24 protein-coding genes and 1 riboswitch are annotated in these 24,247 nt (G+C 69.0%); of the genes, 11 read left to right on the forward strand and 13 right to left on the reverse strand.

The window, feature by feature from the left end; all coding sequences use genetic code 11:
- Positions 1-2: 2 nt before the first annotated feature.
- From B7495_RS04910 to B7495_RS04920, 3 genes are all read right to left on the reverse strand, one after another.
- Complete coding sequence (locus B7495_RS04910) at positions 3-578, reverse strand: GNAT family N-acetyltransferase (protein WP_088455589.1); 576 nt, start codon at positions 576-578, stop codon at positions 3-5.
- A gap of 171 nt (positions 579-749) precedes the next feature.
- Positions 750-1,760, reverse strand: a complete 1,011-nt coding sequence (locus B7495_RS04915; protein WP_088455590.1) for a hypothetical protein — start codon at positions 1,758-1,760, stop codon at positions 750-752.
- A 273-nt stretch (positions 1,761-2,033) separates the two neighbouring features.
- Positions 2,034-2,912: a LysR family transcriptional regulator gene (locus tag B7495_RS04920; RefSeq protein WP_088455591.1), complete on the reverse strand. Its 879-nt coding sequence runs from the start codon at positions 2,910-2,912 to the stop codon at positions 2,034-2,036.
- Between the two features lie 141 nt (positions 2,913-3,053).
- Between B7495_RS04920 and alsS the strand changes: the two genes are divergently transcribed.
- The 3 genes from alsS (at position 3,054) to B7495_RS04935 (ending at position 6,148) form a co-directional block, all read left to right on the forward strand.
- A complete protein-coding gene (gene alsS / locus B7495_RS04925) occupies positions 3,054-4,784 on the forward strand; it encodes an acetolactate synthase AlsS (RefSeq protein WP_088455592.1) in 1,731 nt (576 codons plus the stop codon).
- A complete protein-coding gene (gene budA / locus B7495_RS04930; RefSeq protein WP_240632405.1) occupies positions 4,781-5,512 on the forward strand; it encodes an acetolactate decarboxylase in 732 nt (243 codons plus the stop codon). Before alsS ends, budA begins: the two co-directional genes overlap by 4 nt.
- 144 nt (positions 5,513-5,656) lie before the next feature.
- On the forward strand, positions 5,657-6,148 hold the full coding sequence (locus tag B7495_RS04935; RefSeq protein WP_088455593.1) for a DUF1801 domain-containing protein: 492 nt from the start codon (positions 5,657-5,659) through the stop codon (positions 6,146-6,148).
- A gap of 75 nt (positions 6,149-6,223) precedes the next feature.
- Here the strand turns inward: B7495_RS04935 and B7495_RS04940 are convergent, their stop codons facing one another.
- From B7495_RS04940 to B7495_RS04955, 4 genes are all read right to left on the reverse strand, one after another.
- A complete protein-coding gene (locus B7495_RS04940) occupies positions 6,224-6,853 on the reverse strand; it encodes an MBL fold metallo-hydrolase (protein WP_205748714.1) in 630 nt (209 codons plus the stop codon).
- On the reverse strand, positions 6,853-7,947 hold the full coding sequence (locus B7495_RS04945; RefSeq protein WP_088455594.1) for an S-(hydroxymethyl)mycothiol dehydrogenase: 1,095 nt from the start codon (positions 7,945-7,947) through the stop codon (positions 6,853-6,855). The genes B7495_RS04940 and B7495_RS04945 overlap by 1 nt, the downstream gene beginning before the upstream one ends.
- An 88-nt stretch (positions 7,948-8,035) precedes the next feature.
- Positions 8,036-9,064, reverse strand: a complete 1,029-nt coding sequence (locus B7495_RS04950) for a PHP domain-containing protein (RefSeq protein ID WP_088455595.1) — start codon at positions 9,062-9,064, stop codon at positions 8,036-8,038.
- A 59-nt stretch (positions 9,065-9,123) separates the two neighbouring features.
- Positions 9,124-9,444 carry a hypothetical protein gene (locus tag B7495_RS04955; protein ID WP_240632406.1) on the reverse strand — a complete coding sequence of 107 codons (321 nt, stop codon included), beginning with the start codon at positions 9,442-9,444 and terminating at the stop codon, positions 9,124-9,126.
- 117 nt (positions 9,445-9,561) lie between these two features.
- On the opposite strand from B7495_RS04955, the gene B7495_RS04960 reads away from it, so the two are divergent.
- Positions 9,562-10,155, forward strand: coding sequence for an HhH-GPD-type base excision DNA repair protein (locus tag B7495_RS04960; RefSeq protein WP_088455596.1), 594 nt, complete (start codon positions 9,562-9,564; stop codon positions 10,153-10,155).
- A 12-nt stretch (positions 10,156-10,167) separates the two neighbouring features.
- On the opposite strand, the gene B7495_RS04965 is transcribed toward B7495_RS04960, so the two are convergent.
- Positions 10,168-11,013 carry an alpha/beta hydrolase gene (locus B7495_RS04965; RefSeq protein ID WP_088455597.1) on the reverse strand — a complete coding sequence of 282 codons (846 nt, stop codon included), beginning with the start codon at positions 11,011-11,013 and terminating at the stop codon, positions 10,168-10,170.
- Between the two features lie 163 nt (positions 11,014-11,176).
- On the opposite strand from B7495_RS04965, the gene B7495_RS04970 reads away from it, so the two are divergent.
- The 3 genes from B7495_RS04970 (at position 11,177) to B7495_RS04980 (ending at position 13,898) form a co-directional block, all read left to right on the forward strand.
- Positions 11,177-11,893 (forward strand): DUF2461 domain-containing protein, encoded by a 717-nt coding sequence (locus tag B7495_RS04970; RefSeq protein ID WP_088455598.1) that lies wholly within the window; start codon positions 11,177-11,179, stop codon positions 11,891-11,893.
- 92 nt (positions 11,894-11,985) lie between these two features.
- Positions 11,986-12,294 carry a hypothetical protein gene (locus B7495_RS04975; protein ID WP_088455599.1) on the forward strand — a complete coding sequence of 103 codons (309 nt, stop codon included), beginning with the start codon at positions 11,986-11,988 and terminating at the stop codon, positions 12,292-12,294.
- Positions 12,295-12,371: 77 nt separating this feature from the next.
- Entirely contained in the window at positions 12,372-13,898 is a 1,527-nt protein-coding gene (locus B7495_RS04980; protein ID WP_088455600.1) for an AMP-binding protein, read from the forward strand.
- Here the strand turns inward: B7495_RS04980 and B7495_RS04985 are convergent.
- The 4 genes from B7495_RS04985 to B7495_RS05000 form a co-directional block, all read right to left on the reverse strand.
- Entirely contained in the window at positions 13,859-15,562 is a 1,704-nt protein-coding gene (locus B7495_RS04985) for an FAD-dependent monooxygenase (RefSeq protein ID WP_088455601.1), read from the reverse strand. The two genes, B7495_RS04980 and B7495_RS04985, sit on opposite strands and share 40 nt — an antisense overlap.
- Before the next feature lie 4 nt (positions 15,563-15,566).
- Complete coding sequence (locus B7495_RS04990; RefSeq protein ID WP_088455602.1) at positions 15,567-15,863, reverse strand: toxin-antitoxin system YwqK family antitoxin; 297 nt, start codon at positions 15,861-15,863, stop codon at positions 15,567-15,569.
- Between the two features lie 95 nt (positions 15,864-15,958).
- Complete coding sequence (locus B7495_RS04995; protein ID WP_240632407.1) at positions 15,959-16,669, reverse strand: LON peptidase substrate-binding domain-containing protein; 711 nt, start codon at positions 16,667-16,669, stop codon at positions 15,959-15,961.
- Between the two features lie 60 nt (positions 16,670-16,729).
- Positions 16,730-17,140, reverse strand: coding sequence for a GNAT family acetyltransferase (locus B7495_RS05000; protein ID WP_088455603.1), 411 nt, complete (start codon positions 17,138-17,140; stop codon positions 16,730-16,732).
- A gap of 193 nt (positions 17,141-17,333) precedes the next feature.
- Between B7495_RS05000 and B7495_RS05005 the strand changes: the two genes are divergently transcribed.
- Positions 17,334-19,958: a hypothetical protein gene (locus tag B7495_RS05005; RefSeq protein WP_151199532.1), complete on the forward strand. Its 2,625-nt coding sequence runs from the start codon at positions 17,334-17,336 to the stop codon at positions 19,956-19,958.
- Between the two features lie 121 nt (positions 19,959-20,079).
- Positions 20,080-20,568 carry a GNAT family N-acetyltransferase gene (locus tag B7495_RS05010; RefSeq protein ID WP_088455605.1) on the forward strand — a complete coding sequence of 163 codons (489 nt, stop codon included), beginning with the start codon at positions 20,080-20,082 and terminating at the stop codon, positions 20,566-20,568.
- A 24-nt stretch (positions 20,569-20,592) separates the two neighbouring features.
- Here B7495_RS05010 and B7495_RS05015 read toward each other — a convergent pair whose 3' ends face one another.
- Positions 20,593-22,149: an HNH endonuclease signature motif containing protein gene (locus tag B7495_RS05015; RefSeq protein WP_088455606.1), complete on the reverse strand. Its 1,557-nt coding sequence runs from the start codon at positions 22,147-22,149 to the stop codon at positions 20,593-20,595.
- A 109-nt stretch (positions 22,150-22,258) separates the two neighbouring features.
- Positions 22,259-22,357: riboswitch (glycine riboswitch) on the forward strand.
- A gap of 209 nt (positions 22,358-22,566) precedes the next feature.
- On the opposite strand from B7495_RS05015, the gene gcvT reads away from it, so the two are divergent.
- Positions 22,567-23,730 (forward strand): glycine cleavage system aminomethyltransferase GcvT, encoded by a 1,164-nt coding sequence (gene gcvT / locus B7495_RS05020; protein WP_088455607.1) that lies wholly within the window; start codon positions 22,567-22,569, stop codon positions 23,728-23,730.
- Positions 23,731-23,855: 125 nt separating this feature from the next.
- Positions 23,856-24,227, forward strand: coding sequence for a glycine cleavage system protein GcvH (gcvH, locus tag B7495_RS05025; RefSeq protein WP_088455608.1), 372 nt, complete (start codon positions 23,856-23,858; stop codon positions 24,225-24,227).
- The last annotated feature ends 20 nt before the right edge of the window (positions 24,228-24,247 follow it).

Raw genomic sequence — 24,247 nt, forward strand, 5'->3', positions numbered from 1 at the left:
CGTCAGTCGAGCATCAGCCGCATGAGGATGCGGGGGAACCCGCCGGCTACGGAGTCGGTGTCGGCCGCCTTTGTGAAGCCGGCGCGCTCGAACATGGTTCTGGTGCCGACGTAGGCCATGGTGAGGTCCACCCGCTGTCCGTCGGTGTCGACGGGGTAACTCTCGACGCAGGGTGCGCCGGATGCTCGTGCGTAGTCGACGGCGCCGGCGATCAGCGCCGGCGTGACGCCTTGTTTGCGGTACCCCGGGCGCACTCGGAGGCACCACAGCGACCACACCGGCAGGTCGTCCAGGTGCGGGATCTTGCGTGAGGTGGCGAACGGGTGCAGCTCGGATCGCGGGGCGATGCCGGCCCAGCCGGCTACCTCACCGTCGAGGTGGGCGAGCACACCGGGGGCGAGCTTCCGGGCGCAGAGCTCCCGCACCTTGTCGGCTCTGGCGGCGCCAGTGAGAGCCCGGTTCTGCTTCGAGTCCAGGCGCCAGGAGAGGCACCAGCACACCGAGGATTCGGGTTTCTTCGGCGCGAACATGGTCGCCATCTCGTCGAAGTCGTGGGCCGGGCTCACGTCGATCGTCATCGTCCCCTCGTTCCTCGTTCCTCGCTCCTCGTGTTGATGCTCAACGTGCATGCTCAGCGTGGACCCATCGTGGCACCGGCCACGGCGGCCGGGAAGAGCGGGCGAGGGCGTGGCAGTTGGGGGCGGAATGGGCGGGCGCCCACCGCGTGGCGACTCCGGGCGGACTCAGCTCTAGCGCAGGCTCGGGTCCAGCTCGGGCTCGATGGCGTCGATCTGCAGTGCTCCGTCGCCGGTGGACAGGGTCCATGCGGCGCTGATGTACTCTATCGCCGTCAGGTCGCCGGAGGCGAAGCCCACGTTGAAGCCGCCGACCAGCACGAGTCCTTCGTCGTCTGAACCGTCGAACAGGGTGGGTGCGCTCGCCCGCAGGCTGTCCTCGCTCAGGCTCGTGGTCCCGCGCTCGTCACGGATGGCCGCTTCCACGATGGCCGCATCGGTGGCGGCATAGTCGACGGTGACGGTCGTGCGGACCAGGAGCAGGGGAGTCTGTTGGTCCACGCTCAGGGTGCCGAAGATCTTGTCGACGCCGACGGCCGTGTTGGTGGCACGCGGACCGCCGTCCCTGGTGAGCGGCGACGGCAGACTCTGGGAAACGATGACCCCGGCCTCACTGAGCCCGAAGCTTGCCACCTGGGGTGTCAGGGCGGTGTGACCCGCAGGCGTGAACCACGGTGAGGCGCTCTCGAACCAGGCTGCGTCGGCGGTCGCGGAGTCGTCCAGGAGGGCAGAGTCCAGCCCTGCTTCCGTCACGTAGATGAGCGCCGCTCGCTGTGCGGTCTCGGCGTCTTCAATGGTGAAGCCGTACGTCGCCAGCGAGTCGAGATCGACGACCGCGGGGTCGAACTGGGCGCCGACTGACGCCGGGTCGAGTGTCGTGTGGCAGTAGCTGCCGGCGGCGTCCGTGACCTGTTCCTTGGCGATGACGTCGCCCCAGGGCCCCTGTCCGTCGGACTCCGGGCAGGCGCCGACGGCGGTGGGTACCGGTGTGGCCGGGGCCGGGGCGGCACTGGACGGAGCCTCCGCGGCGGGCGCCGAACCGGCGCAGCCGGTGAGGACCAGGACCGCCGAGACGAGGAGCGCGCCCGCGGCCGCTCGGTACTGAGCGCGAGGGGCGCCCACCCTCAGCACACCGGAATTCTGCTGGTACGCGTTGTCCCCGGTCAGATGGCGAAAAGTTTTCATCGTTGTTCCCCCTTACGCGAAGTCTAGCGAGGGTGCGCGGCAGGGGCGGTCAGCCGGCCGGCAGGTCGTGCCAGTCCACGGGCACACCGCATCACACAGGTCACCACGAGTGGGCGAGCGCGGCGCAACTGTTGCCCGTGCGGACATGTGCGCCCGGTGCGCCGGGCGCAGATGTCCGCTTCGGGAACAGTTGGTGGGCCGGGTGGGGCGGGCATCGGTGGGCGGAAGCGGGCGGGGTGGGCCGGGCGGGCATCGGTGGGCCGGGCGGCGGGGCTACTCGCCGGAGAGGGCCAGGTTGACGAAGGCGCGCACGGCCGCTGAGGCCCGGCGCTTGCGGGAGGCGGCGAGGTAGACGGTGAAGTCGGGCACGTGCGCCACTGGGATGCGGCGCACGTTGAGCGCATCGTGTGCGGCGAACTCGGGCAGCAGCGCCACACCGAGGCCGTTGGTCACATATTCGGCGGCGGTGCCGATGTCGGAGACCTCGATCATCACCCGCCGCTCCACCCCGGCGGCGACAAAGGCATCGTCCACGATCTGCCGGCTCGCGTAACCCGGCGGCAGATCGATGAACTCCTCGTCGCCGACGTCGGCCAGGTCCACGCCGGCGGCTCCGGCCAGCGGATGCCCCGCGGGCACCACGAGGACCATTGGGGAGGACGCGATCGGCACCGCCGACAGCGTCGCTGGCACCGCTCCGCTGAGCGCCAGGAAGGCCAGGTCCAGCTCGCCGCTGGCCAGCTCGTCGACGAGATCGGCCGAGCCGCGCCGCGCCGCGCGCAGCCGCACCCCCACACCCGGGTGCCCGGTGCGGAAGAGCCCGAGCAGCCGGGGCACGTTCACGAGCGTCACCGACGTCATCAGGCCGATCACGATGGAGCCGGTGATGGCCTGGGTGGACTGCTGGGCGACATCCCGCACCTCGTTGACGGCGTCGAGGGCGCCGCGCACCTTGGGCAGCAGCAGTTCACCGGTAGAGGTGAGCCGGATCTGCCGGCGGCTGCGGTCGAACAGTTCCACGCCGAGCTCGCTCTCGAGCGAACGCACCCCGGCCGACACCGCGGACTGCGCGATGGTGAGCCGCTCGGCCGCCCGGGTGAAGTTGAGCTCGCCGGCGACGGCGCTGAAGAATTCAAGCTGCCTGAGATCCATGCCACCCATCCTCCCACGTCTCATCTGAGAAGCAGATGATTGGCATCCGGTATCGGCGTTGTTCTATATCGGTCGATCGGGCAGGCTGGAACGAGACGCCGGTTCACACCACGGCGTCACCCGCACTACAGGAGGCACGGCATGGCTCAGAATTCAACGGTCCCGGACGAGTCGGTCGACGGCACCGCCTTCGGCTCCGCAGCACTCGGCTCGCCCCGCCGGGCCGGCGACCGCGTCGTCGAATGCCTCGAGGCCTACGGCGTCAAGTGGATCTTCGGCGTCCCCGGTGCGAAGATCGACCCCGTCTACGACGCCCTCCTCGACGGCGGTCCGCAGCTGATCGTGGTGCGCCACGAACAGAACGCCGCCTTCATGGCCGCCGCCGTCGGCCGGCTCACCGGCGAACCCGGCGTCGTGCTGGTCACCAGCGGACCCGGCACCGCCAACCTCGCCACGGGCCTGCTCACCGCCACCACCGAGGGTGACCCCCTGGTCGCGATCTGCGGCGCAGTTTCCCGCGGAGACAGGCTCAAGCGCACCCACCAGTCGATGGATGCTGTCGGCATGCTTTCCGCCGTCACCAAGTCTGCCGGCGAGGTGAGCGTCGCCGACAACGTGCCGGAGGCCATCGCCAACGCGTTCCGCCAAGCCACCCAGGAGCCCAAGGGCGCCGCGGCCGTGGTGTTGCCCTACGACGTTCTCACCGACTCCACCACTGTGTCGATGACCACCCCGCACTGGGTCCCTCAGCTCGGCGCGGCCCCGGCCGCCAGCATCAGCCAGGCCGCCCAGCTGCTCAAGGACGCCCAGTTCCCGGTGATCCTCGCCGGTGCCCGCGCCGGCTCCGACCGGGCCGTCGCCGCGCTGCACCGCCTGCTCGGCGCTGCCGCGCTGCCCGTCGTGGAGACCTTCCAGGCCGCCGGCGTGATCTCCCACGACCTGGAGGAGCACTACCTCGGCCGGGTCGGCCTGTTCCGCAACCAGCCCGGGGACGTTCTGCTGCACAAGGCCGACCTGATCCTGGCCATCGGCTACGACTTCGTCGAGTACGAACCCGCCAAGTGGAACAAGGATCACCTGCGCCGCATCATCCACCTGGACGAGCTGTCGGCCGACCTTGACGACTATTACCGGCCCACCGTCGAACTGCGCGGTGACGTGGCCGAGACGATGGATGCGCTCGCCAGCCAGATCGATGGCCTCACCCTGTCGGCATCCGCCTCGGCGGTCGTCGCCACCGAGCGCGCCCGCCTGGCCGAGGCCGACCAGCCCGTCCATCGTGACGACGAGTCGGAGGGCGTGCACCCCGCCGAGCTGACCCTGGCGATGCGGGCCCTGCTGCCCGACGACACCACGGTGCTCTGCGATGTGGGTTCGCACTACATCTACATGGCCCGGCACTTCCGCACCTACCACCCGCGCACCCTGCTGTTCTCGAACGGCCAGCAAACTCTTGGTGTGGCACTGCCCTGGGCGATCGCCGCGACGCTGGTGCGCCCCGGCACCCCGGTGGTCTCGGTGTCCGGCGACGGCGGGTTCCTCTACTCCGCCATGGAGCTGGAGACCGCGGTGCGGCTCGGCTCCAAATTCACCCACATCATCTTCAACGACGGCACCTACGACATGGTCGCCTTCCAGCAGCAGGGCAAGTACGGCCGCACCTCCGGCGTGCAGCTCGGCGACTACGACGCCGTGAAGTACGCCGAGTCGTTCGGCGCCCACGGTTACCGGGTCACCCACCTCGACGACTTCGCCGCGGTGCTCGAGCAGGCCATGAACGACGACGGCCCGAGCATCATCGACGTGCGGGTGGACTACCGCAACAATCGCGATGAACTGATGGCCGACCTGGAAAGCGACGTGCTGCTGTGACCAACATCACCGTGTCCAGGCACGAGATCTTCCAGACCAGCCTGATGAGCGCGCTGCTCGACGGTGTCTACGAGGGTGAGATGACGGTGCGCGACCTGCTCGGCCACGGCAGCTTCGGCATCGGCACGTTCAACGGCCTCGACGGGGAGATGCTCATCGTCGACGGCAAGTGCTATCAGCTGCGCGCCGACGGCGGGGTGACCAAGCCCGACCTGGGCGCGTACACCCCGTACGCCGTGGTGACGAACTTCGTGCCGCACATCGAGAGCCGGCTGCCCGACAATATCGTGCGCGCCGAGGCATCCGCGTTCATCGACCACATGACGGCATCCGAGAACTACATGTACGCGCTGCGTATCGACGGCGACTTCGAGTGGATCCGGATGCGCACCGTCGTGAAGCAGCAGAAGCCGTACCGGCCGATGGTGGAGGCGACCGACGAAGATGCCATCGTCGAGCTGCACAACGTGTCCGGCTCCCTGGTCGGCTTCCGCACCCCGCTCTACGAGCAGGGCATCGGCGTGCCCGGCTGCCACACCCACTTCATCACCGACGACCGCACCGGCGGTGGCCACGTGCTCGACTTCAAGCTCAAGAGCGGCAGCGCGGCGCTCTGCCTGGGCACCGACCTGCGCCTGCAGCTGCCGCTGACGGACGCGTTCCGCGACGCCAACCTGTCGCCGGACGACCTCGCCCGGCAGCTGGCCAAGACCGAGCAGCACGCCTGACTCGCGCGTCGCGGCGCCCGCCGGGGTCGCTCCAGAGGCCCCGGCGCAGGCGACGCGGTGGCGGGAATCGAACCCGCGTAGACAGCTTTGCAGGCTGCTCCCTGGCACCTGTCCCTGTCGGTGGCCCGGCGCTACCGTAGGGGCATGGCAACAGGAACCCCCGCCGACCGCACCGACCACCAGGCCGCCGACGACGAGGTGCGCGCCTTCGTCGACGCCGTCCCCGGCGCCACCCGGCGGCGGGATGCCGAGACCCTCTTGACGATGTTCGGGCGCATCACGGGGGAGCCGGCACGGTTGTGGTACTCGTCGATCATCGGCTTCGGTCAGTACCACTACAAGTACGAGAGCGGGCGGGAGGGCGACGCGGGCGCGGCGGGCTTCTCACCACGCAAGGCGTCGATGTCGATCTACTTTCCCGACGGACTGGGCACCTACACCGACGAGCTCGCTCGGCTCGGACCGCACAAGGCCGCACTGAGCTGCCTGTATGTCACCAACCTCGACAAGGTCGACCTGGACGTGCTCGAGCAGATGGTCACGACGTCGTATCGCGCGGTGACCGCAGGCGAGTACTTCGGGCACCGGGCTCGGGAGTCGGAGGGCGGCCGCGCCGACCCCCACCGGCCGGAGTAGCTTGCTCGCCGCGAGATGCCGAAAAATGCCCCTGAGGAGGCATCCAAGGGGCATTTCGCGGCAACTCGCGGGCCGTCAGTGGCCGCGCGCGATCCAGTCGGGCAGGTCGGGGGCCTCGGCGCCGATCGAGGTCGACTCGCCGTGGCCGGTGTTCACGACGGTCTGGGCGGGCAGGGTCAGCAGCTTCGTCGTGATCGACTCGATGATGGTCGGGAAGTCGCTGTACGACCGTCCGGTCGCGCCCGGCCCGCCGTGGAAGAGGGTGTCCCCGCTGAACAGCGTGTCGAACGCGGGCGCGTAGAAGCACACCGAGCCGGGGGAGTGACCCGGCGTGTGGATGACCTGCAGCTCGATCCCGGCCACCTCGATGGTGTCGCCGTCGGCGAGCTCGCGTTTCGGCGCGGCATCCGGGTAGACGACGTCCCAGAGCATGCGGTCGTCCGGATTCAGGTAGACCGGTGCGTCCGTGGCTGCAGCCACTGCACCGGCCGCGCCGATGTGGTCGTTGTGCGCGTGGGTGCTCAGGATGCCGAGCAGTCGGCGCTCGCCGACCGCCGCGAGGATCGCCTCGGCGTCATGGGCGGCGTCGATGACGACACACTCGGTGTCATCGCCGACGATCCAGACGTTGTTCTCCAACGCCCAGCTGCCGCCGTCCAGGTCGAAGGTGCCCTCGGTGACGAGGTGCTCGATGCGCGCGCCCATCAGAGCACCACCACCGAACGCAGCACGTCGCCGGACGCCATCTTGGCGAACGCCGCCTCGATCTGATCGATGCGGATGCGTTCGCTGACGAACTCCGCCAGCGGCAGACGTCCCTGCAGGTAGAGCTCGGTGAGCATCGGGAAGTCCCGCTCCGGCAGGCAATCGCCGTACCAGGAGGACTTCAGCGAGCCACCGCGGCCGAACACATCGGCAAGGGGGATCTCGAGCATCATCTCCGGTGTCGGCACGCCGACCAGCACCACGGTGCCGGCAAGGTCGCGGGCGTAGAACGCCTGCCGCCAGGTCTCCGGGCGACCGACGGCGTCGATGACGACATCGGCGCCGAAGCCGCCGGTGAGCGCCTGCACGGCTGCGACCACGCCGTCTTCGTCGAGCCCGACGGAGTCGATGGTGTGGGTGGCGCCGAACTCGGTGGCCTTGGCCAGCTTCTTGGCGTCACGGTCGATCGCGATGATGGTGCTCGCGCCGGCCAGCTTCGCGCCGACCACAGCGGCGTCGCCGACACCACCGCAACCGATCACGGCCACGGAATCGCCGGCGGCGACGTTGCCGGTGTTCATGGCGGCGCCGATGCCGGCCATGATGCCGCAGCCCAGCAGCCCGACCGCGGCGGGGTCGGCCTCCGGGTTGACCTTGGTGCACTGACGTTCGTGCACGAGGGTCTTCTCGGCGAACGCGCCGATACCCAGTGCCGGGCTGAGCTCGGTGCCATCGATCAGGGTCATCTTCTGGCTGGCGTTGAAGGTGTTGAAGCAGTACCAGGGTTCGGCGCGCTTGCAGGCCCGGCAGTCGCCGCAGACGGCCCGCCAGTTGAGCACCACGAAGTCGCCGACGGCCACGTGGGTGACGCCGGCGCCGATGATGCTCACCCGGCCGGCGGCCTCGTGGCCGAGCAGGAACGGGAAGTCGTCGCTGATGCCGCCCTCCTTGTAGTGGAAGTCGGTGTGACAGACTCCGCAGGTATCGATGTCGACGACGACCTCACCGGGTCCGGGGTCGGGGATGACGATGTCGGTGAGCTCCACGGGAGCCCCCTTCGAACGGGCGATCGCGCCTTGAACGGTGATGGGCATGGAGCTCCTCGTGAGTTGCCGGGGCAGCCGATGTGGCAGACCTCCAACCTAGCGAAGCATCCTGACCGGGCGCTGGCCGGCGGGTCGCTCAGCGGGTGGCTCGCGACCAGTCCAGCAGTTTCTCGACCGGCCAAGTGTTGACGATCCGCTCGGCGGGCACCCCGTTCGCCGCGGCGCGTTCGGCGCCGTAGGCCAGGAAGTCCAGGTGCCCGGGGGCATGGGCGTCGCTGTCGATGCTGAACAGACAGCCGGCCGCGAGGGCCTGAGCCATGAGGTCGTCCGGCGGGTCCTGGCGTTCCGGCCGGGAGTTGATCTCGACCGCCACGGCGTTCTCGGCGCACGCGGCGAACACCCGCTCGGCGTCGAAGCTCGACGGCGGCCGGGTGCCGCGCGACCCTGTCACGAGACGACCGGTGCAGTGGCCGAGCACGGTGGTGTGCGGGTTGCGGATGCCGGCGAGCATCCGCGGGGTCATGCTCAGCGAGTCGGCGCGCAGCTTGGAGTGCACGCTGGCCACGACGACATCCAGCCGGGCCAGCAGCGCCGGGTCCTGGTCGAGCTCGCCGTTCTCGAGGATGTCGACCTCGATGCCGCTGAGCAGCCTGACCGGGTCGGGCGAGGATCCCGCGTCTGCGTTGATGTCGGCGACCACACCGAGCTGCTGCATCAGCCGGTCCGCGGTCAGGCCGTGCGCGACCGTGAGGCTCGGCGAATGGTCGGTCAGCGTCAGGTACTCCCGGCCCAGCATCCGCGCCGTGGCTACCATGAGTTCGATTGACGTGGTGCCGTCCGACCAGTCACTGTGCGTGTGCAGGTCGCCGCGAACCACCGCGAGCAGCTCGCGGCCGCCGGTGGCCACAGGGTCTGTGCCGCTCCGTCGCAGGTTGTCCAGGTAGTCGGGCAGGCCGTACAGCGACTGGGAGATCACCTCGGCCGTGCGGCCGCCGATACCCTTCATCGCCCGCAGCCGGCCGTCGTGCACCCGATCGGCGAGCTCCACCGGGTCGAGGTCGCTGATGAGCGAGGCGGCTCGTCGGAACGCCTGCACCTTGAAGGTCGGGGCGAGGCCTCGTTCCAGCCAGAAGGCGATCTCGCTGAGGGCATCCACGGCATCCATGCAGCCATGATCGGCCCGAACCGGCAGAAACGGGAGCCCGCCCGGCGACGAAACCGGAGTCAGACCACGTCAAAGTGGGCGACCGTGAGTTCGCGATCGATGAGGAAGGAGTCGTCCTGCGGATAGAAGACCGCCAGCTCGATGTCCTCGCCGGCGAAGGCGACGATATCGGCGTAAGCGCGCCAGAACGAGATCGTGCGCACCTCGCACCGACCGTCGCGCAGGTCGCGGAACACCATCGCGGCGCCGAGATTGCCCCGGGTGGACCTGTAATCGGCGAGCCCGGTGCGTTCCATGTAGGCCGTGTATGAGGCGCGGTCGGACGGTCTGATCCACCCGGTCCAACTGCGCATCACGCTGCCAGCGGGGATATCGAACATGACGGCTCCTGTCCGCCGGATTCGCGCCGGCTCTCGCCATGCTGGCAGCGCGATCTGCCGCTGCCAACCCGAGTCGGCCGTCCAGCGAATCTGTGTCGACGGTGCGAGAATGCTCTGATGACGCTGCACATCACCGGCGATACCGCCGCAGACGCCCTACTCAGTGACGACCCGTTCGCGCTCCTGCTCGGCATGTTGCTCGATCAGCAGATCGCCATGGAGGCAGCCTTTGCGGGACCGGCGAAGATCCGGGACCGGATCGGCACCCTCGACCCGTCGGTGATCGCCGGATACAACCCCGATGAATTCGCCGCGATCTTCAAGCAGACCCCGGCCGTGCACCGTTTCCCGGGCTCCATGGCCACCCGGGTGCAGACGATAGCGGAGGTCGTCGCCCAAGACTGGAACGGTGACGCCGCCGCCATCTGGACCGCCCCCGGTTCCGACGGGGCCGCCCCCGACGGCACCGAGGTGCTGCGCCGCCTCAAGGCACTGCCCGGCTTCGGTGAGCAGAAGGCCAAGATTTTCCTGGCGCTGCTCGGCAAACGGCTCGGCGTCACCGCAGCCGGCTGGCGCGAAGCATCCGCCCCGTACGGCGAGGACGGCTCGCTGCGGTCGGTGGCCGACATCGTCGACCCGGAATCGCTCGCCAGGGTGCGCGAGAGCAAACGGGCCGCGAAGGCCGCCGCGAAGGAATCCGCGGGCAGGTAACAGGGCCAGCCGTCAGGCCAGCTCCGCACGACGGATGTGTGCGGTGCTGGCGTGCGTCACCGCCCAGTCCAGCGCGTAGTCGGCGACGGCCTCCCAGCCGGGTTCCCCGCAGGTCCAGTGCGACCGACCGGGAAACTCGTGGAACTGGGTCAGCGCCGCGGACTTGCGGTAGTGGTCGGCGTTGGACTTGTTCACCGACGCGGGCATGATGTGGTCCGCGCCGCCGGCGATGAACAGCAGCGGGGCCCGGTCGTCGAACGCGTAATCCACCCAGGTTTCTTGCTTGCCCGGCTTGAAGTTGGCGATCAACCCATATGCCCACACCCAGTTGCCCGGTGCGGGGATGTGGTAACGCTCGTACACGGCGTCGGAGTCTTCTCGGCTCAGCGTGTTGGCGAAGACGTAGTGGAACTGCTCTGCCGTGTACCCGACAGCCCGGTGGTAGTTGGCCGGGTTGTTGAGGATCGGGAAGAACGACCGGATCTGCGACGGCGGGGTGACCCGCACTCCCTCCGTCGGCGCCGAGTTGATGGCGACGGATGCCGCGCCCAACCCCCGGGCGGTGAGGAGCTGGGTGAGGGTGCCACCAAAGGAGTGGCCCATGAGTATCGGGGGAGTCTCGAGCGCGCCGATGACTGCAGCGAGGTGATCGACGGTCTCGGGCACGGTCAGGTCCGCGATGATCTCGGGGTTCTCGCGCAGGGCCTCGACCTCGATCTCGAAGCCCGGATAGGTGGGGGTGATCACCCGATAGCCCTTGGCCTCGTAGTAAGGAACCCAGAGTTCCCAGCTTCGGGGCGTCATCCAGAGCCCGTGGATGAGCACGATGGTGTCGGGGGATGCCGGTTCGCTGGTCATGATTGTCCCTTCGGGAGCCGATTGAGGTGGGGCCGGAGGTGCCAGATGGCGTAGATGGAGTGAATCTAGTCCGGTGTGCCGGGGCGTTCAAGGCGGCCCGCGCAAGAACGGGCTCGGAGATGGCCGCGAGACAATGGACTGACGTGATCGAAGGAGCGTGCAGGTGGGTCCCCATTTCAGCGAGCAGGCGTTCGACTTTCTCGAGGAGCTCGAACACCGCAACAACCGTGAGTGGTTCGAGGAGCACAAGGGCGTTTACGAGTTTGAGCTGAAGGCCCGGATGCTCGAGGTGATCGAGGCGATCAACCTGCAGTTGGCGGGGTTCGCGCCCGACTATCTGCGGCCGGCGCCGAAGGCGATGCTGCGGATCTACCGCGATGTGCGGTTCTCGAACGACAAGACCCCGTACAAGACCCATCTGGCGGCGAACTGGCCCCGGCAGGGCCTGGAGAAGGCCGGCGGCGCCGGATTCTTCCTGCAGGTGGGGGTGCACGGCGTGATGGTGGCCGCCGGCGCCTACTCTCCGGGCTCGCCCCAGTTGCACGCGATCCGCGAGTACCTGCTCGACCACCATGACCAGATGCGCAGCCTGCTCGCCGACGCGTCGCTGGCCAGGCTGGCGGAGCCGTTGGCCGGCCGGCCGCTCATTCGCGGCCCCAAGGGTTTTCCCGCCGAGCATCCGGCCGCCGACCTGCTTCGCGTGCGCAGCTGGGCACTGTTCGCACAGCTGCCCGGGGAGTCTGCCCTCACGGACGGCTTCGTCGATACCGTCGTCGAACGGTTCAGGGTGCTGGCGCCCCTGGTTGACTTTCTCAACATTCCGCTGGCCAGTGCCACCCCCCTGGAGCTGGAGGCGGCCGCCGGACGACGCCGCGGCTGATTGTCGCCCACCGGCGCATCGGATGCACGAGAATGGGAGCGATGAGTGGTCGCGGCCGATCCGGTCCAACGGACCCTCGAAGGAGCTCCACAGTGAACGATCCCCGCGCCAAGATGGACGGCAACCGCCTCCTCGCCATGGGCGCCCCCCAGGCGGACTGGACGAAGGCGCCCGGCCGGGTGCCCGGCTTCTGGGTTGCCCTGCTCGGGCTCGTCGTCGCCGTGGTGTACCCGGTCCCGGCCTTGGTCATCGGCGCCGTCGGCCTCTACTTCACCATGCAGGCCTACAGGGTCATTCCCGCGGGAGCCAGAGGTCGAGGCCTCACCGTGGCGGCGCTGGCGCTGGCCGGAGCGACGCTCGCCGTCGTGGCGCTGCGGATCGTCCTCGCCCTGCTGCGCTGACCGCCCTGTTTCTGTGACCGCCCTGTTGCTGTGGCCGGCCCCTATGCCGGGCGACCGAGCAGGAGTTCTATGGGGGCATGACGGCAGGATCAAACGCCTCAGACCCCGCGCCGGCGCGGCCCCCGCTTGACACAGACTCCGCGTCCTTCGTGGTGCGGTCGACTCTGGTCGACTACGGGCAGGTCTATGCGGAGTTCAGCTGGGACCGGGTGCGACAGGTGCTGTCGGGGCTGCCGGACGGCCGGGGTGTCAACATCGCCCACGAAGCCGTGGACCGCCACGCTGCCGGAGCGCTCGCCGGACACGATGCGCTGCGGTTCGTGCGCACCGACGGCACCACTCACCCGCTCAGCTACGCCGAGCTCGCCGAACAAACCGGACGCTTCGCCAGTGTGCTGCAGCGGTTGGGAATCGAGCGGGCGGACAGGGTCTTCTCCCTCTGCGGACGCATACCCGAACTCTTCGTGGCCGCCTTGGGCACCCTCAAGAACGGCAGCGTGTTCTGCCCGATGTTCTCCGGCTTCGACCCCGAGCAGGGGCGGCAACGACTCAAGCGCGGCTCTGGGCGGGCGCTCGTGACCACCCGCGAGCTGTACCGAGAAACCGTCGCGCCGGTGCGGGCAGAACTGCCCGAGCTGGTGCAGGTCCTCCTCATCGATGCCGACGGAGAACCGGACCCCGGCACCGTCGACCTGGTCGCGCTGATGCGCGATGCCCCGCCGTACGGCGACATCGTGGCGATGCAGTCGGAGGACATGGCCATGCTCCACTTCACCAGCGGCACGACGGGTCCGCCCAAAGGTGTGGTGCACGTGCATGATGCCGTCGCCTCGCTCTATGTCGCCGGGCTCTACGCCCTCGGCCTGCACCCGAAGGACGTCTATTGGAGCACTGCGGACCCCGGCTGGGTCAGCGGCAATTCGCATGGCGTGATCACGCCGTTGGTCCACGGGGCGACAGTCTTGATCGTGGAGGGCGAGCCCGACGCCGAGCGCACCTACAGTGTGCTCGCCGACCAGCGGGTGACGGTCTGGTACACCACACCGTCAGTGCTCCGGATGCTCATGGCGGCCGGCCCCGCGCTCGCGGCCGCCCATGACCTCAGGGCGTTGCGCCATGTGGCCAGCGGTGGTGAACCGCTCGATGCCGAGGTCTTCGCCTCGGCCCAGGAGACGTTCGGGCGGCCGGTGCACGACACCTGGCGGCAGACCGAGACCGGTGGCATAATGCTCGCGAATTTCCCAGGCAGTCCGATTCGGCCCGGCGCGCTCGGCCGGCCGCTACCCGGGGTGAAGGCCGCCGTGCTGCTCACCGACGCCGACGGGCGGTTCGTGCGCGGGGACGACGGTGGGGTGGTGTTGGTCACCGAACCGGGTGCCATCGGCGAGCTCGCCTTTCGCGCCGACTGGCCGTCGATGTTCCGCGGCTACCTGCGGGACGACGCCCGGTACCGGCGGCGCTTCGTCGGAGGCTGGTACCTCACGGGCGACCTGGTGCGGCGGGACGCCGATGGCTACTACTGGTTCATCGGTCGAGGAGCAGACCCCGCCGAGCCCGCCCCCGGTCAGGGCGGGAGCGGTCGAGCACCGAACCCCAGGAGGTAGGCGTCGGCGCCGTCAAGGTCGGAGCCGTCAGCGCGGTAGCCGACGTAGCCGTCCCAACGCACCAGATACTGGGCCAGGCCGGATCGTCGGCGCGAGACGGCGGCGGCGCGTGGAGCGGCCGACCAGCGGGATCGCGGTGCGGACGGGGTCAGTTCCACGGTGAGCAGGTGCGCCCAGCGGGCCTGAAACTCCCGCACCCTTGCATCGGGCCACTCAGCGGCCGGCCCGCAGAGCAGCATCCGGAACACCGGCGGGCCCGGTGCCGCGCCGTGACCGGCGGCTGCGGTCCTGACGGAAGAAACCGGCACCGCGCCCATCCCGGGCTGGGGGAATCTCTCGCCCGGCCGCGGCCCCCGGTCGAGGCTGGGGACCCCGTCCACCGATAGCGAGCTGCGCCGGTAGTGGATGCCCAGTTCGGAGATCAGCCGGAAGCCGGTGCGGCGCGCCATCCGGCTGCGCAGCAGCAACGCGGCCACCGGCACGGCCGGGCCGGCCCGCAGGCCACGCAGCACCGGGTGCTGGCTGGTCGCCACCGTGAAGGCACGGTTGGTGCCGGCCAGCACCGAGCGGGCCACCGGCAGTCGTTCCTGCTCGTAGCTCCCGAGCAGCGCCGGGTCGGCGGCGCCCCGGCAGACCAGGGCGAGTTTCCAGCCGAGGTTCACGGCATCCTGGATGCCGGTGTTCATGCCCTGGGCGCCGGCCGGGCTGTGGATATGAGCCGCATCGCCGGCCAGGAACACCCGGCCGCGCGCGAAGGTATCGGCGAGCCGACTGCTGATGGTGAATTCGGTGAGCCAAACCGGGTCGTGCAGCACGATGGTGTCCCGGGTGTACCGGGTGACGGCCGCCTGCGCGAGGGCCAGGGTGACGGGGCCGGTGCGGCTGCCCGGCGGTAGCATCACCAGCAGCCGCCAGCCGGCCGGCGAGCCGAGAGGAAACAGGAACAGCGGACCGGCTCCGGACAGGTAGACGTGCACCCGGCCGGGTTCCAGACCGTCGGCCTCCAGATCGGCGAGGAGGAAGCGCTGCGGGAAGGCTCGACCGGAGAAACCGATGCCGGCCAGGTGCCGGGTCGCGCTATGCGCGCCGTCACAGCCCACCACATAGCGGGTGCGTACCGTCCTGGGCGGCACGCCGGGGGAGTCGAGGGTGCAGGTGACCCCGTCATCGTCCTGACTCAGGCCCGTCAGGGTGAGACCCCGGCGGATGCCGACGCCCGCGCTGGCCAGGCGGTCGACGAGTACTCGTTCGGTGCCGGCCTGAGAGAGGAACAGCAGGAACGGGAAGCGCGTGTCACCGATTGCTTCGTCGAGCAGTGCCTCGTCGAACAGTGCCTCGTCGAACAGGGACACGGCATGAGCGGGCGCAGCGCTCAGGCTGCCGCGGCGGCGGCGTCCGCGCCCGTGCAGCAACAGCGTCCCGGTCGGGTTGCCGGCGCTCACGAGGTCGTCCGCGAGGCCGTTGCGGGCGAGGACCTCGAGGGTGCGTGCCTGGATAGCCAGCGCGCGGGATTCGTGCGCTGCATCCGCTGCCCTGTCGACGATCATCGCGGTGACCCCGTGGGTGTGCAGCTCTCGGGCGAGGGCGAGCCCGGTGGGCCCGGCGCCCACGATCAGGACATCGGCGTCGAATATTGTGCCGGTGCCGATCCGGTTTCCGGCCATGTCATCACCGGGTGGCAGGGTCCGCGGGGCTGGTGCCCGGGGTCGACCGGTCGAACGAGGTCTCCTTCACGAGGCGCCCGGTGCGGTCCCAGGTGCGCCACAAGCCCACCTGGTGACCCAGGTCGAACTCCCCGGAACGCATCAGCGAACCGTCGAGACGGAACCACTCCCAGTGTCCGTGGAGTTTGCCGTCGAGTTCAAAGCCGCTGGCCTTGACCGACCCATCGGGGAAGCGGTCGTGGCGGGGGATCGGGAAGCCGACGGACCGTGAGAACGAGGGGGAGGACGATTGAGGGGGCATGCCCCCATGCTGCCCCGGAATGCTCCAGTGCTCAACGGCGCGCGACGGTACACCGCCGGCACTGATGACGAGCCGGTCGCGGTCGCTCGCGAGGGTCAGGCGTTCGGGTCGTCAGGGTCCAGGTCATCCGTGTTCAAATCATCCGCGTCCAGCTCACCGGGGCCGGGCACCCTGTACGCGTCGGCGGCCGCTTCAGTGTGGTCGAAAATCGCCCGAAGCAGGCCGGCCATGCTGGTGGACCGCAACATGGCGACCTGGTCGAGCGGACCCACCGGGGCGATGCCGGCCAGCTGCCAGGCGGCCTCGACGGGGTCCTCGGACAGGGCGACGTTGGCCGACCAAGCATCGTCGGTGAACTCGCTGGCCAGCGACAGGGTACGACGCACGGTCTGCTCGGCGAGCACCCGCAACGGGGTGAGGGCGTCGTCCCAGACCAGGGCGGGCAGCTCCCGCACCACGGCCTGCGGGTAGGGGGCGTCCTGGCGCCACTCGATCACCTCGATGCGCCGGTCTCCTTGCGCGACGAGGCCGACGAACCCCTCCGGCGCCACCAGCTCGAGCACCTGCGCCACGGTCCCGGTGCTGAACGGGTGCTCGCCACCGCCCACTTCCTGGCCGCGTTCGATGAGGACCACACCGAACTCCGCGGGCTCCGATTCGAGGATGCTCGCCAGCATCATGAGGTAGCGCTCCTCGAACACCCTCAGCTGCAACGGCATGTAGGGGAAGAGCACCGAACCGAGCGGGAACATCGGCAGGCCGGTGGCGCCGACGGGCTCGTCGGGTGAGCTCCCCTGATTCGACATGACCCCAGCGAATCACGCTCCCGGTGGAAAACCAAGCACCCCGGCTGCCGGGGAGTGAGATCAGTCGAGCCGTTTCGCGACAACGCGCACGTGGGCATCCGCATAGCCGAGCCGGTCGTAAAAACCGGTGACGGCGGTGTTGCTCTCTCGCACCATGAGCTGCAGCTTGACGGCGCCGCGTTCCACCAGCCAGGCTTCGGCGGCCTGCATCAGCCGGCGACCGAGGCCCATGCCGCGCTCGGGCACGGCGACGGCCAGGTAGTAGACCCAGCCGCGGTGGCCATCGTGGCCGACCATCACGGTGCCGACCAGTCTGCCGTCGCGAAAGGCACCGAGCACAGTCGATGTCGATCCGGCCAGCGCGCGATGGAGGTCGGTGGCGGGCGGATTCCACGGGCGGGTGAGGCCGGCTTCCTCCCAGAGGGTGGTCACGGCCTCGAGATCGGCGGGGGTGACGTCCGTGATGTGCATTGGTCCATTGTGCCGGTGCCGAGTGGTGTTCCGATCGTTACACGGGGAACGGACTTGGCCGCTGGCCAGCTGTTTGTTTGCGATACGCTTCGAAACGATAACTAGGGGAAGCATGAATAATTCACAATTGGGTGGGAATCCCGATTCCGGAGACGATTCCGGAGCGGGCACAGACAATACAGACCAAAGCGCGGTGGCAACTGAGCCGGCCGCTGCAGCAGAACCGGCAGCAGATCCGGCAGCAGGTCCGGCCGCTGCGCCGCCCGCGCCGACTGAGCGGGTCGCGGCTCCGTACGGTACTCCGGGTGCCACGCTGCTGACCATACCGGCGCCGACCGGACCGACCGTCGGCACCCGCGTCGCCTCGATGGTGCGGGGCATCCCGGCCGAACGGTTCATCGCCGCCGCGATCGCCCCGGTAGTCGTCTACGCCGCCACCTGGCTGGTGGCGCTGGTGTTCACCCTGCTGGTGTTCGTCGCCGCCGCTGACGCATCCCTCGATTGGGGACTGGCCTTCCAGGCGCCCGCTCAGATCGTGGGCCTGGCTGTTGCCGGCACGCTCACCATCGGCGCCACGGTGATGGGGATCTCGGCCGCCGTCTCCGTGCTCTGGCTTCCGCTGCTGGTCACCGCCTTCCTGATCATCGCCACCGCATTCGTGGCCCGCAGGGACGAACGGATCGCGCCGAGCCGGACGCGCGGCATCCGCTGGTTGCTGTCGGCGCTCAGCGGTGTGGTGCTGGCGATTCTTGTCGTCATCGTCGCGGCCGTCACACCGCTCACCTATGTGCTCGGTGACGGTTCCGAAAACTACTTGGGATTCACGACCGCCACCGGGACCGCAACGTCGGCGTCATTCACGGCCTTCCTGGGCGCTCTCGTTCTGGGCACCCTCGCGTCCTATGTCGCCCGGGCCCGGGTGGCCCGCGCAGCCGCCGGCATCACGCCTGCCGTCGTGGCACCGGCCGCCACCACCGTGTTCGCATCCGTGCGGTCGACGCTGCCGGTCGTCGGGCTGCACCTCGGTGTGCTCGCCGTTCTGGTCACGTTGGGACTGCTGGTCTGGTCCGTGATCAACGGCGGCGTCAACGCTCTCCTGACCGCGTTCTTCTGGCTTCCGACCGCTGTCGTCGACGGCCTCGGCTTCGTGAACCTCGCACCGCTCACGTTCGGTGGTTCTCTGGCCGCCCTGGGTGGGCTGACCGGTTCGTCGAACAGCTTCTGGATGCCCGCTGAGCTGCCCGGCTGGGCCACTGTGCTGATCCTGGTGGCCAACCTTCTGCTCATCCTGGTCACGGGTACCGTGCTGCGTCTTCGTCGCGGGCAGCTGAGGTTGTCTGCGGCCATGTCGTGGGTGACCACGGTGGTGTCGTTCGCTGTCGCGGGCATCGTCATCTCGATTGTGGGTGGCATCGGCGGCTGGACGAGCGTCGACACGGCCGGCGCAGGCGAGAGCCTCGACGGCCTTCTCGCGGGTGCCGGTTCCCTGATCGAAGGGGCTGCCGCTGCCTCCGGCGTCGTCGGACTGGCCGCGTGGACATTCATCGTCTTCGCCGCGCTGGGCGCCCTCGTCGAGGTCGTCGCGGTCTTCGCGGCCCCGACCCTGGTGCAGCTCCTCCCCGCCGCCGTCCTCACCCGGTCGGCCAAGATCACCGGACTGGTCGGCGTGCCGTTCGCGGTGCCCGGTACGTATGTGCTGCCGGAGCCGACCAAGGTTCCCGCCGCCAGCGCCGCCCCCGGCGCAACCGGAGAGCCCGTCGGCTCTGGAGAGCCCGCCGTGGTCCTGCCCCAGCATGATGGTGTTACCGCGACCGTGCCGATGACCCCGGAGAAGAAGCGTCGGGTGCGGATTGTGCTCGCCGCCGTCGGGGCCGGTGTCGTCGTCGTGCTCGGCGCATCCATCGCCGTTTCTATCGTCAATCAGATGGTCTACAGCCCGCAGAACCAGGTGGAAAGCTACCTGGACGCGCTCGTGGCCGGTGACGCATCGGCTGCCGTGGCGATCGGTGATGTCGACGGCTCCGGGGAGCAGGGGGTGCTGCTCACCGACAAGGTGCTGAAGGCGACCGAGGGCCGGATCACCGGATTCACGATCACCGATGTCAGCACCGCAGGCGACACCGCCACGGTGACTGCCGACATCGATCTGGACGGGGTCAAGGAGGATGCGAGCTACACGTTGACGAAGTCCGGGAAGACGGCCCTGTTCTTCGATAATTGGACCCTGGACCCGGTCTGGCTGCCGACGGTGTCGGTCTCCGTCGCGCCGGGTATCGAATCGGTCGATGTCAACGGCACCGTCATCGAGCTGACCAGTGAAGTCCAGGAGTCCGGTTATCTGGAGGTTCTCGCCTTCGCCGGAGATTATGTCATCGGCAGTGCAGGGGACGCCGAGTGGCTTGCAGCCGAGCCGCAGACGGTCCAGGTCGGAATGGTTGTTTCATCAGGTAGTGCGCAGTTGAAGCTCGAACCGACGGCGAAGTTCACCTCGTCCATTGATGAGCAGGTGGCGGAATATCTCGCCGGCTGCGCGGCGCAGAAGGTGCTGAATGCCGACGACTGCCCGATTTACGTGTTCGATTACGGCACCATCACCGATGTCGTCTGGACCATCGATGAGCCGGCCGTGACGTCGTTGGGCAACTCGTACAAGAACGAGTGGTACCTCGCCACGGAAGATCGCGGCTCGGCGACCGTGACCTACACGAACACTGACTATCGGGGCCAGGCGTCGCCGGAAACGGCAACCATGAATTTCTCGGTCAATGGGACCGTGAAGATGGTCGACGGCGCTCCGGTCTTCTCGAACAGCTACTAACCGGCCGAGGCATCGGCACACACGCCCGGATCGCCACCGCCCACCTGTCGTGGGCGGCGGCGGTCCGGGCGTGCGGCATTTCGGGTCCGCGCTGACAAGCGTGCGCTGGCATGCTGGATGGATGACTGAGGCTGTTTTCGACCTACCCGGCGGACCATTCACCCTGCGACAAGCGCTCGCTGAGGACGTGCCCGCGATCATCGGCCTGCTCGCCGACGACCAGCTGCGATCCGATGAGGAATCCACCGCGGCGCAGGATCTGGCACCCTACCTGGCTGCCTTCACCGCGATCGACGAAGCGGCAGACCAACTGCTCGTTGTCGTCGACGATCCCGCCGGGAAGGTGGTGGCCACTCAACAGCTCACGGTGCTGCCCGGGCTCGCCCGGTCCGGCGCTACCCGGTTGCAGATCGAGGCGGTGCGCGTGAGCGCCGCTCTTCGCGGCAACGGCCTCGGCAGCGAGATGCTGACCTGGGCGGTTGAGTACGGGCGCGGACGCGGTTGTCGGCTGGTACAGCTCACCTCCGACGCCTCCCGTCTCGACGCTCACCGCTTCTACGAGCGCCTCGGCTTCGCCTCCTCCCACGTGGGTTTCAAGCTGCTCCTCTAGCCTCGTTGGCTGCTCCTCCGGCTTCTAGAACGGCGGGTTCTCCGGTACCGGCGGTGTCGGGTGCCGGGTCGGCCGCTGCCGGGGAGTCAGGTAGGTCTCGTCGGCGGGTCGCTTCCGGGTTTTCGGCCCGGCGACCGGTGGTCGGGGTCGGGGTGGGCCGATCGGGTTGGCGGGGTCGGTGCGGTAGCTGCGTTTGCCGGGTGAGGTCCAGTGCAGGATCCCACCTGGTTCCTGCGTGACCCGCCACTGGCTGAGGTGTTTGAGTCGGTGGTGGGGTTCGCAGAGGTGGGCGAGGTTGTCACTGTCGGTGCTGCCGCCGCCGGCCCAGGGGTCGGTGTGGTCGACGTCGCTGGTCACCGCGGGACGCGAACAGCCCGGGAACCGGCAGGTTTCATCGCGCACCCGCAGGTACTTTTTCATGGCCTTGGTGTTCTTGTGCTGGGTTTTGCCCAGCGAGAGCACCACCCCGGTTTCCGGGTGGGTCAGTAGCCGGGTGAAGCTCGGTGCGTGCCCGGCGATCTCCCGCGCGGCCTCTGGTGAGATGGGCCCGTAGCCTTCGAGGGTGGCGGGTTCCTCGTCCAAGCTCAGCAGGGTGAGCACGGGCACGGTGACCATGACGGTGCCGCGGATGCCGGCGCCCATCCCGTCGGGCGTGATTCCGTCCAGCAGTAGGGCGGCGGTGATGTCGGCGCGGAGTTGGTCGAGGGTGCGGGTCGGGGAGTCGTCGGCCGGGTCCTGCGCGATGCCGAAGGCGGCGCCGTTGCTGCTGGCGTCATCCGTTTGGTCGGCCGGGCTCGGGTCGCCGAGGTGCTTGAGCCGCACGGCCATCGTGTTGATCCGGTCGTAGGCGGCCTTGGTGTCGTGGGCGGTGCCGTACCAGTGCAACCAGCCCATCCCGTCCGGGGCGGCCTCCCAGCGGCTGTGCCGTTCGGTCAGGGCGTTCGTGCTGCGGGTCACGATCGACTCCGGGTGCAGCCGCTCCCGTAGCCGGCGGGCCTTGTCGATGAATCGGCCCACCGGCAGGCGCTTGGCCTCGGGCAGCACCTTCTCTTCGAACGCCGCCTGGCCCCCGTCGGGCAGGGTGAGTAGCTGCCCGAGGAGGGTCGTGGCGTGCCGGTAGCTGATCTCCCCTCTCGAGAACGCCGCGAACGTCGCCGGTGCGTACGAGCTGAGGAACCGCGCCTCGTTTAGTTGCCGGTCGATGGTGCGCTCGGCCACCCGGGTCAGACACGCCGTCTCACTCACGATCGTGCGACGGGCGACCTCCCGGTCGTCCCACCGGTTGTACGCGGCGGCACGGGCCTGGTCCTCGGTCATGCTGGCCGCGTTGTCGTCGGCGAGGCGGATGTTCGCCGGGTTGCCGTGCAACCGGGAGGCGACCTGGGGTTGTTCGCTCCAGTCCTGCAGGTCAAGCAGGTGCTCGATCCGGCGGGCCTGGGCCCGGGCGATGAGGCGGTCATCGGCCGCGATCCGTTCGGTGTGCCGGACCAGATCGGTCTGGACACGGTCGTCCAGGGTGGGCTCCGGAGAGTAGTCGTCATCGTCCGGAGCGGGCGGTAGTACCTCGTCAGCGATACTCATACTGAGATCGTCTCACCTACCACCGACACTGCACCCACTGCGCCACGCACCCGGGCGCGCTGGTCGGATAGACTTCATTCGCAGGACAATCAACTGAAAATCGGGCCACACGGTCGATGCGGGAGAGTTCGACGTCGTAGAGACGAGCGAACACCGAAGGAGCAATCCTCCCCGACAATCTCTCAGGTACTCGTACCGCATCGAACGGGCCACTCTGAAAAGCGGACGAGCACAGCGCGTCCGGGCCTCGCGTCAGCGGGATCCGGTCAGAACTGCCAAGTCCCGCCCACGGTGAAAGCCGGCGCACGCGCCGGTGAAGCTCTCAGGCCAGACGACAGAGGGGGAGTTCCCAACGGGGTTCGAACGAGCCCCGGAGCAACTCGTCCGGCATCTGCCCGGCGACGAACCGGAGAACTCATGACCTCGGCCAGCCCTGACCCCACCTCCTCCTCGAACGCCGCCGCCGCGACCGAACGCTTCTCGCCGCTGCACGCCGCCCACGTCGCCGCCGGCGCCAGCTTCACCGACTTCGCCGGCTGGCAGATGCCCGTGCGCTACTCCAGTGACCTCGCCGAGCACCACGCAGTACGCAAGACCGCCGGGCTCTTCGACCTGTCGCACATGGCCGAGATCCGGGTCAGCGGCCCGCAGGCCGGCGAGTTCCTCGACCACGCCCTGGCCGGTCAGCTCTCGGTCATCGACCTTATGCAGGCCAAATACAGCCTGCTCCTCAACTCACGCGGCGGTATCATCGACGACCTCGTCGTCTACCGCACCGGCGAGACCGACTTCCTCGTGGTCGCCAACGCCGGCAACCACGACCAGGCCTTGGACGCCCTCACCGCGCGTGCCGCGCGTTTTGACGTCGCCGTCACGGATGAGAGCGACGACACCGCCCTCATCGCCGTGCAGGGCCCCAACGCCCTAGACATCGTGCAGTCCACCGCCGGGCTCACCATCGACGGCGACCTCACGGGCCTCCGCTACTACCGCGCCCTCACGGCCACGTTCGCGGGCACGCCGGTGCTCATCGCCCGCACCGGCTACACCGGCGAGGACGGCTTCGAGATCTACCTGCCGGGCGTCGCCGCCCTCGCCCTCTGGGACGCCATCGTCGTCGCCGGCGTGCCGCACGACCTGGTTCCGGCCGGGCTCGCCAGCCGCGACACCCTGCGCCTCGAAGCCGGCATGCCGCTCTACGGCCACGAGCTGACCACCTCGACGTACCCCGCACAGGCGGGCCTGGGCCGGGTCGTCAACCTCGCCAAGCCGACCGACTTCGTGGGTCGCACCGCCAGCGAAGAGGGTCCGTCCGGCGATGCGCCCGTACTCGTCGGCCTGGTCTCGGCCGGCAAGCGTGCCGGCCGCGCCGGGTACCGGATCTTCCGCAGCACCGACGCCACCGAAGCGGAGGGTGTCATCACGAGTGGCGCGCTGTCGCCCACGCTCGGCTACCCGATCGCCATGGCCTACCTGCCGCCGGCGCTGGCCCGACTCGACACCGAGGTGTTCATCGACGTGCGTGGCACCCGCGCGCCGGCCACGGTCATCGCGCTGCCGTTCTACAAGCGCCGCAAGTAGCGCACTCTCCGCGGATGGCCCGGCTTCGGGCATCCGCTCACCCGATGTCGCCACAGCGCGCATCGCCCCGCACTGATCAACCCCGTACTGATCAAACCCGTGATCATCCCCTTGAGAGGAACCCCATGGCAGACAAGACCGAACTGCAGTACACCGCCGAGCACGAGTGGGTGCTCGTCGACGGCGACACCGCCACCGTCGGCATCACCGCCTACGCCGCCGACAAGCTCGGTGACGTGGTCTTCGTGGAACTCCCCGAGGTGGGCAGCGCCCTCGCCGCGGGGACCGTCGTCGGCGAGATCGAGTCGACCAAGTCGGTGGGTGAACTCTTCGCCCCCATCGACGGCACCGTCGCCGAGATCAACGACGCCGTCGTCGACAGCCCCGAACTCGTCAACAGCGACCCGCTCGGCGAGGGCTGGCTCATCAAGATCACCTTCGAGACCCTCCCGGCGCTGCTCAGCTACGCCGAATACACCGCCATCACCGGCGAATAAGCACCACCGAACCAGACCCC

Origin of the sequence: Cryobacterium sp. LW097 (genome assembly GCF_002205495.2) — a bacterium.
GTDB classification, from domain to species: domain Bacteria; phylum Actinomycetota; class Actinomycetes; order Actinomycetales; family Microbacteriaceae; genus Cryobacterium; species Cryobacterium zongtaii.

What these genes read in the sequence shown, in the direction of transcription:
- B7495_RS04910 (WP_088455589.1), bottom strand. Translation starts at nt 578, where the DNA reads ATGACGATCGACGTGAGCCCGGCCCACGACTTCGACGAGATGGCGACC.
- B7495_RS04915 (WP_088455590.1), bottom strand. Translation starts at nt 1,760, where the DNA reads ATGAAAACTTTTCGCCATCTGACCGGGGACAACGCGTACCAGCAGAAT.
- B7495_RS04920 (WP_088455591.1), bottom strand. Translation starts at nt 2,912, where the DNA reads ATGGATCTCAGGCAGCTTGAATTCTTCAGCGCCGTCGCCGGCGAGCTC.
- alsS (WP_088455592.1), top strand. Translation starts at nt 3,054, where the DNA reads ATGGCTCAGAATTCAACGGTCCCGGACGAGTCGGTCGACGGCACCGCC.
- B7495_RS04935 (WP_088455593.1), top strand. Translation starts at nt 5,657, where the DNA reads ATGGCAACAGGAACCCCCGCCGACCGCACCGACCACCAGGCCGCCGAC.
- B7495_RS04940 (WP_205748714.1), bottom strand. Translation starts at nt 6,853, where the DNA reads ATGGGCGCGCGCATCGAGCACCTCGTCACCGAGGGCACCTTCGACCTG.
- B7495_RS04945 (WP_088455594.1), bottom strand. Translation starts at nt 7,947, where the DNA reads ATGCCCATCACCGTTCAAGGCGCGATCGCCCGTTCGAAGGGGGCTCCC.
- B7495_RS04950 (WP_088455595.1), bottom strand. Translation starts at nt 9,064, where the DNA reads ATGGATGCCGTGGATGCCCTCAGCGAGATCGCCTTCTGGCTGGAACGA.
- B7495_RS04955 (WP_240632406.1), bottom strand. Translation starts at nt 9,444, where the DNA reads ATGTTCGATATCCCCGCTGGCAGCGTGATGCGCAGTTGGACCGGGTGG.
- B7495_RS04960 (WP_088455596.1), top strand. Translation starts at nt 9,562, where the DNA reads ATGACGCTGCACATCACCGGCGATACCGCCGCAGACGCCCTACTCAGT.
- B7495_RS04965 (WP_088455597.1), bottom strand. Translation starts at nt 11,013, where the DNA reads ATGACCAGCGAACCGGCATCCCCCGACACCATCGTGCTCATCCACGGG.
- B7495_RS04980 (WP_088455600.1), top strand. Translation starts at nt 12,372, where the DNA reads ATGACGGCAGGATCAAACGCCTCAGACCCCGCGCCGGCGCGGCCCCCG.
- B7495_RS04985 (WP_088455601.1), bottom strand. Translation starts at nt 15,562, where the DNA reads ATGGCCGGAAACCGGATCGGCACCGGCACAATATTCGACGCCGATGTC.
- B7495_RS04990 (WP_088455602.1), bottom strand. Translation starts at nt 15,863, where the DNA reads ATGCCCCCTCAATCGTCCTCCCCCTCGTTCTCACGGTCCGTCGGCTTC.
- B7495_RS04995 (WP_240632407.1), bottom strand. Translation starts at nt 16,669, where the DNA reads ATGTCGAATCAGGGGAGCTCACCCGACGAGCCCGTCGGCGCCACCGGC.
- B7495_RS05000 (WP_088455603.1), bottom strand. Translation starts at nt 17,140, where the DNA reads ATGCACATCACGGACGTCACCCCCGCCGATCTCGAGGCCGTGACCACC.
- B7495_RS05010 (WP_088455605.1), top strand. Translation starts at nt 20,080, where the DNA reads ATGACTGAGGCTGTTTTCGACCTACCCGGCGGACCATTCACCCTGCGA.
- B7495_RS05015 (WP_088455606.1), bottom strand. Translation starts at nt 22,149, where the DNA reads ATGAGTATCGCTGACGAGGTACTACCGCCCGCTCCGGACGATGACGAC.
- gcvT (WP_088455607.1), top strand. Translation starts at nt 22,567, where the DNA reads ATGACCTCGGCCAGCCCTGACCCCACCTCCTCCTCGAACGCCGCCGCC.
- gcvH (WP_088455608.1), top strand. Translation starts at nt 23,856, where the DNA reads ATGGCAGACAAGACCGAACTGCAGTACACCGCCGAGCACGAGTGGGTG.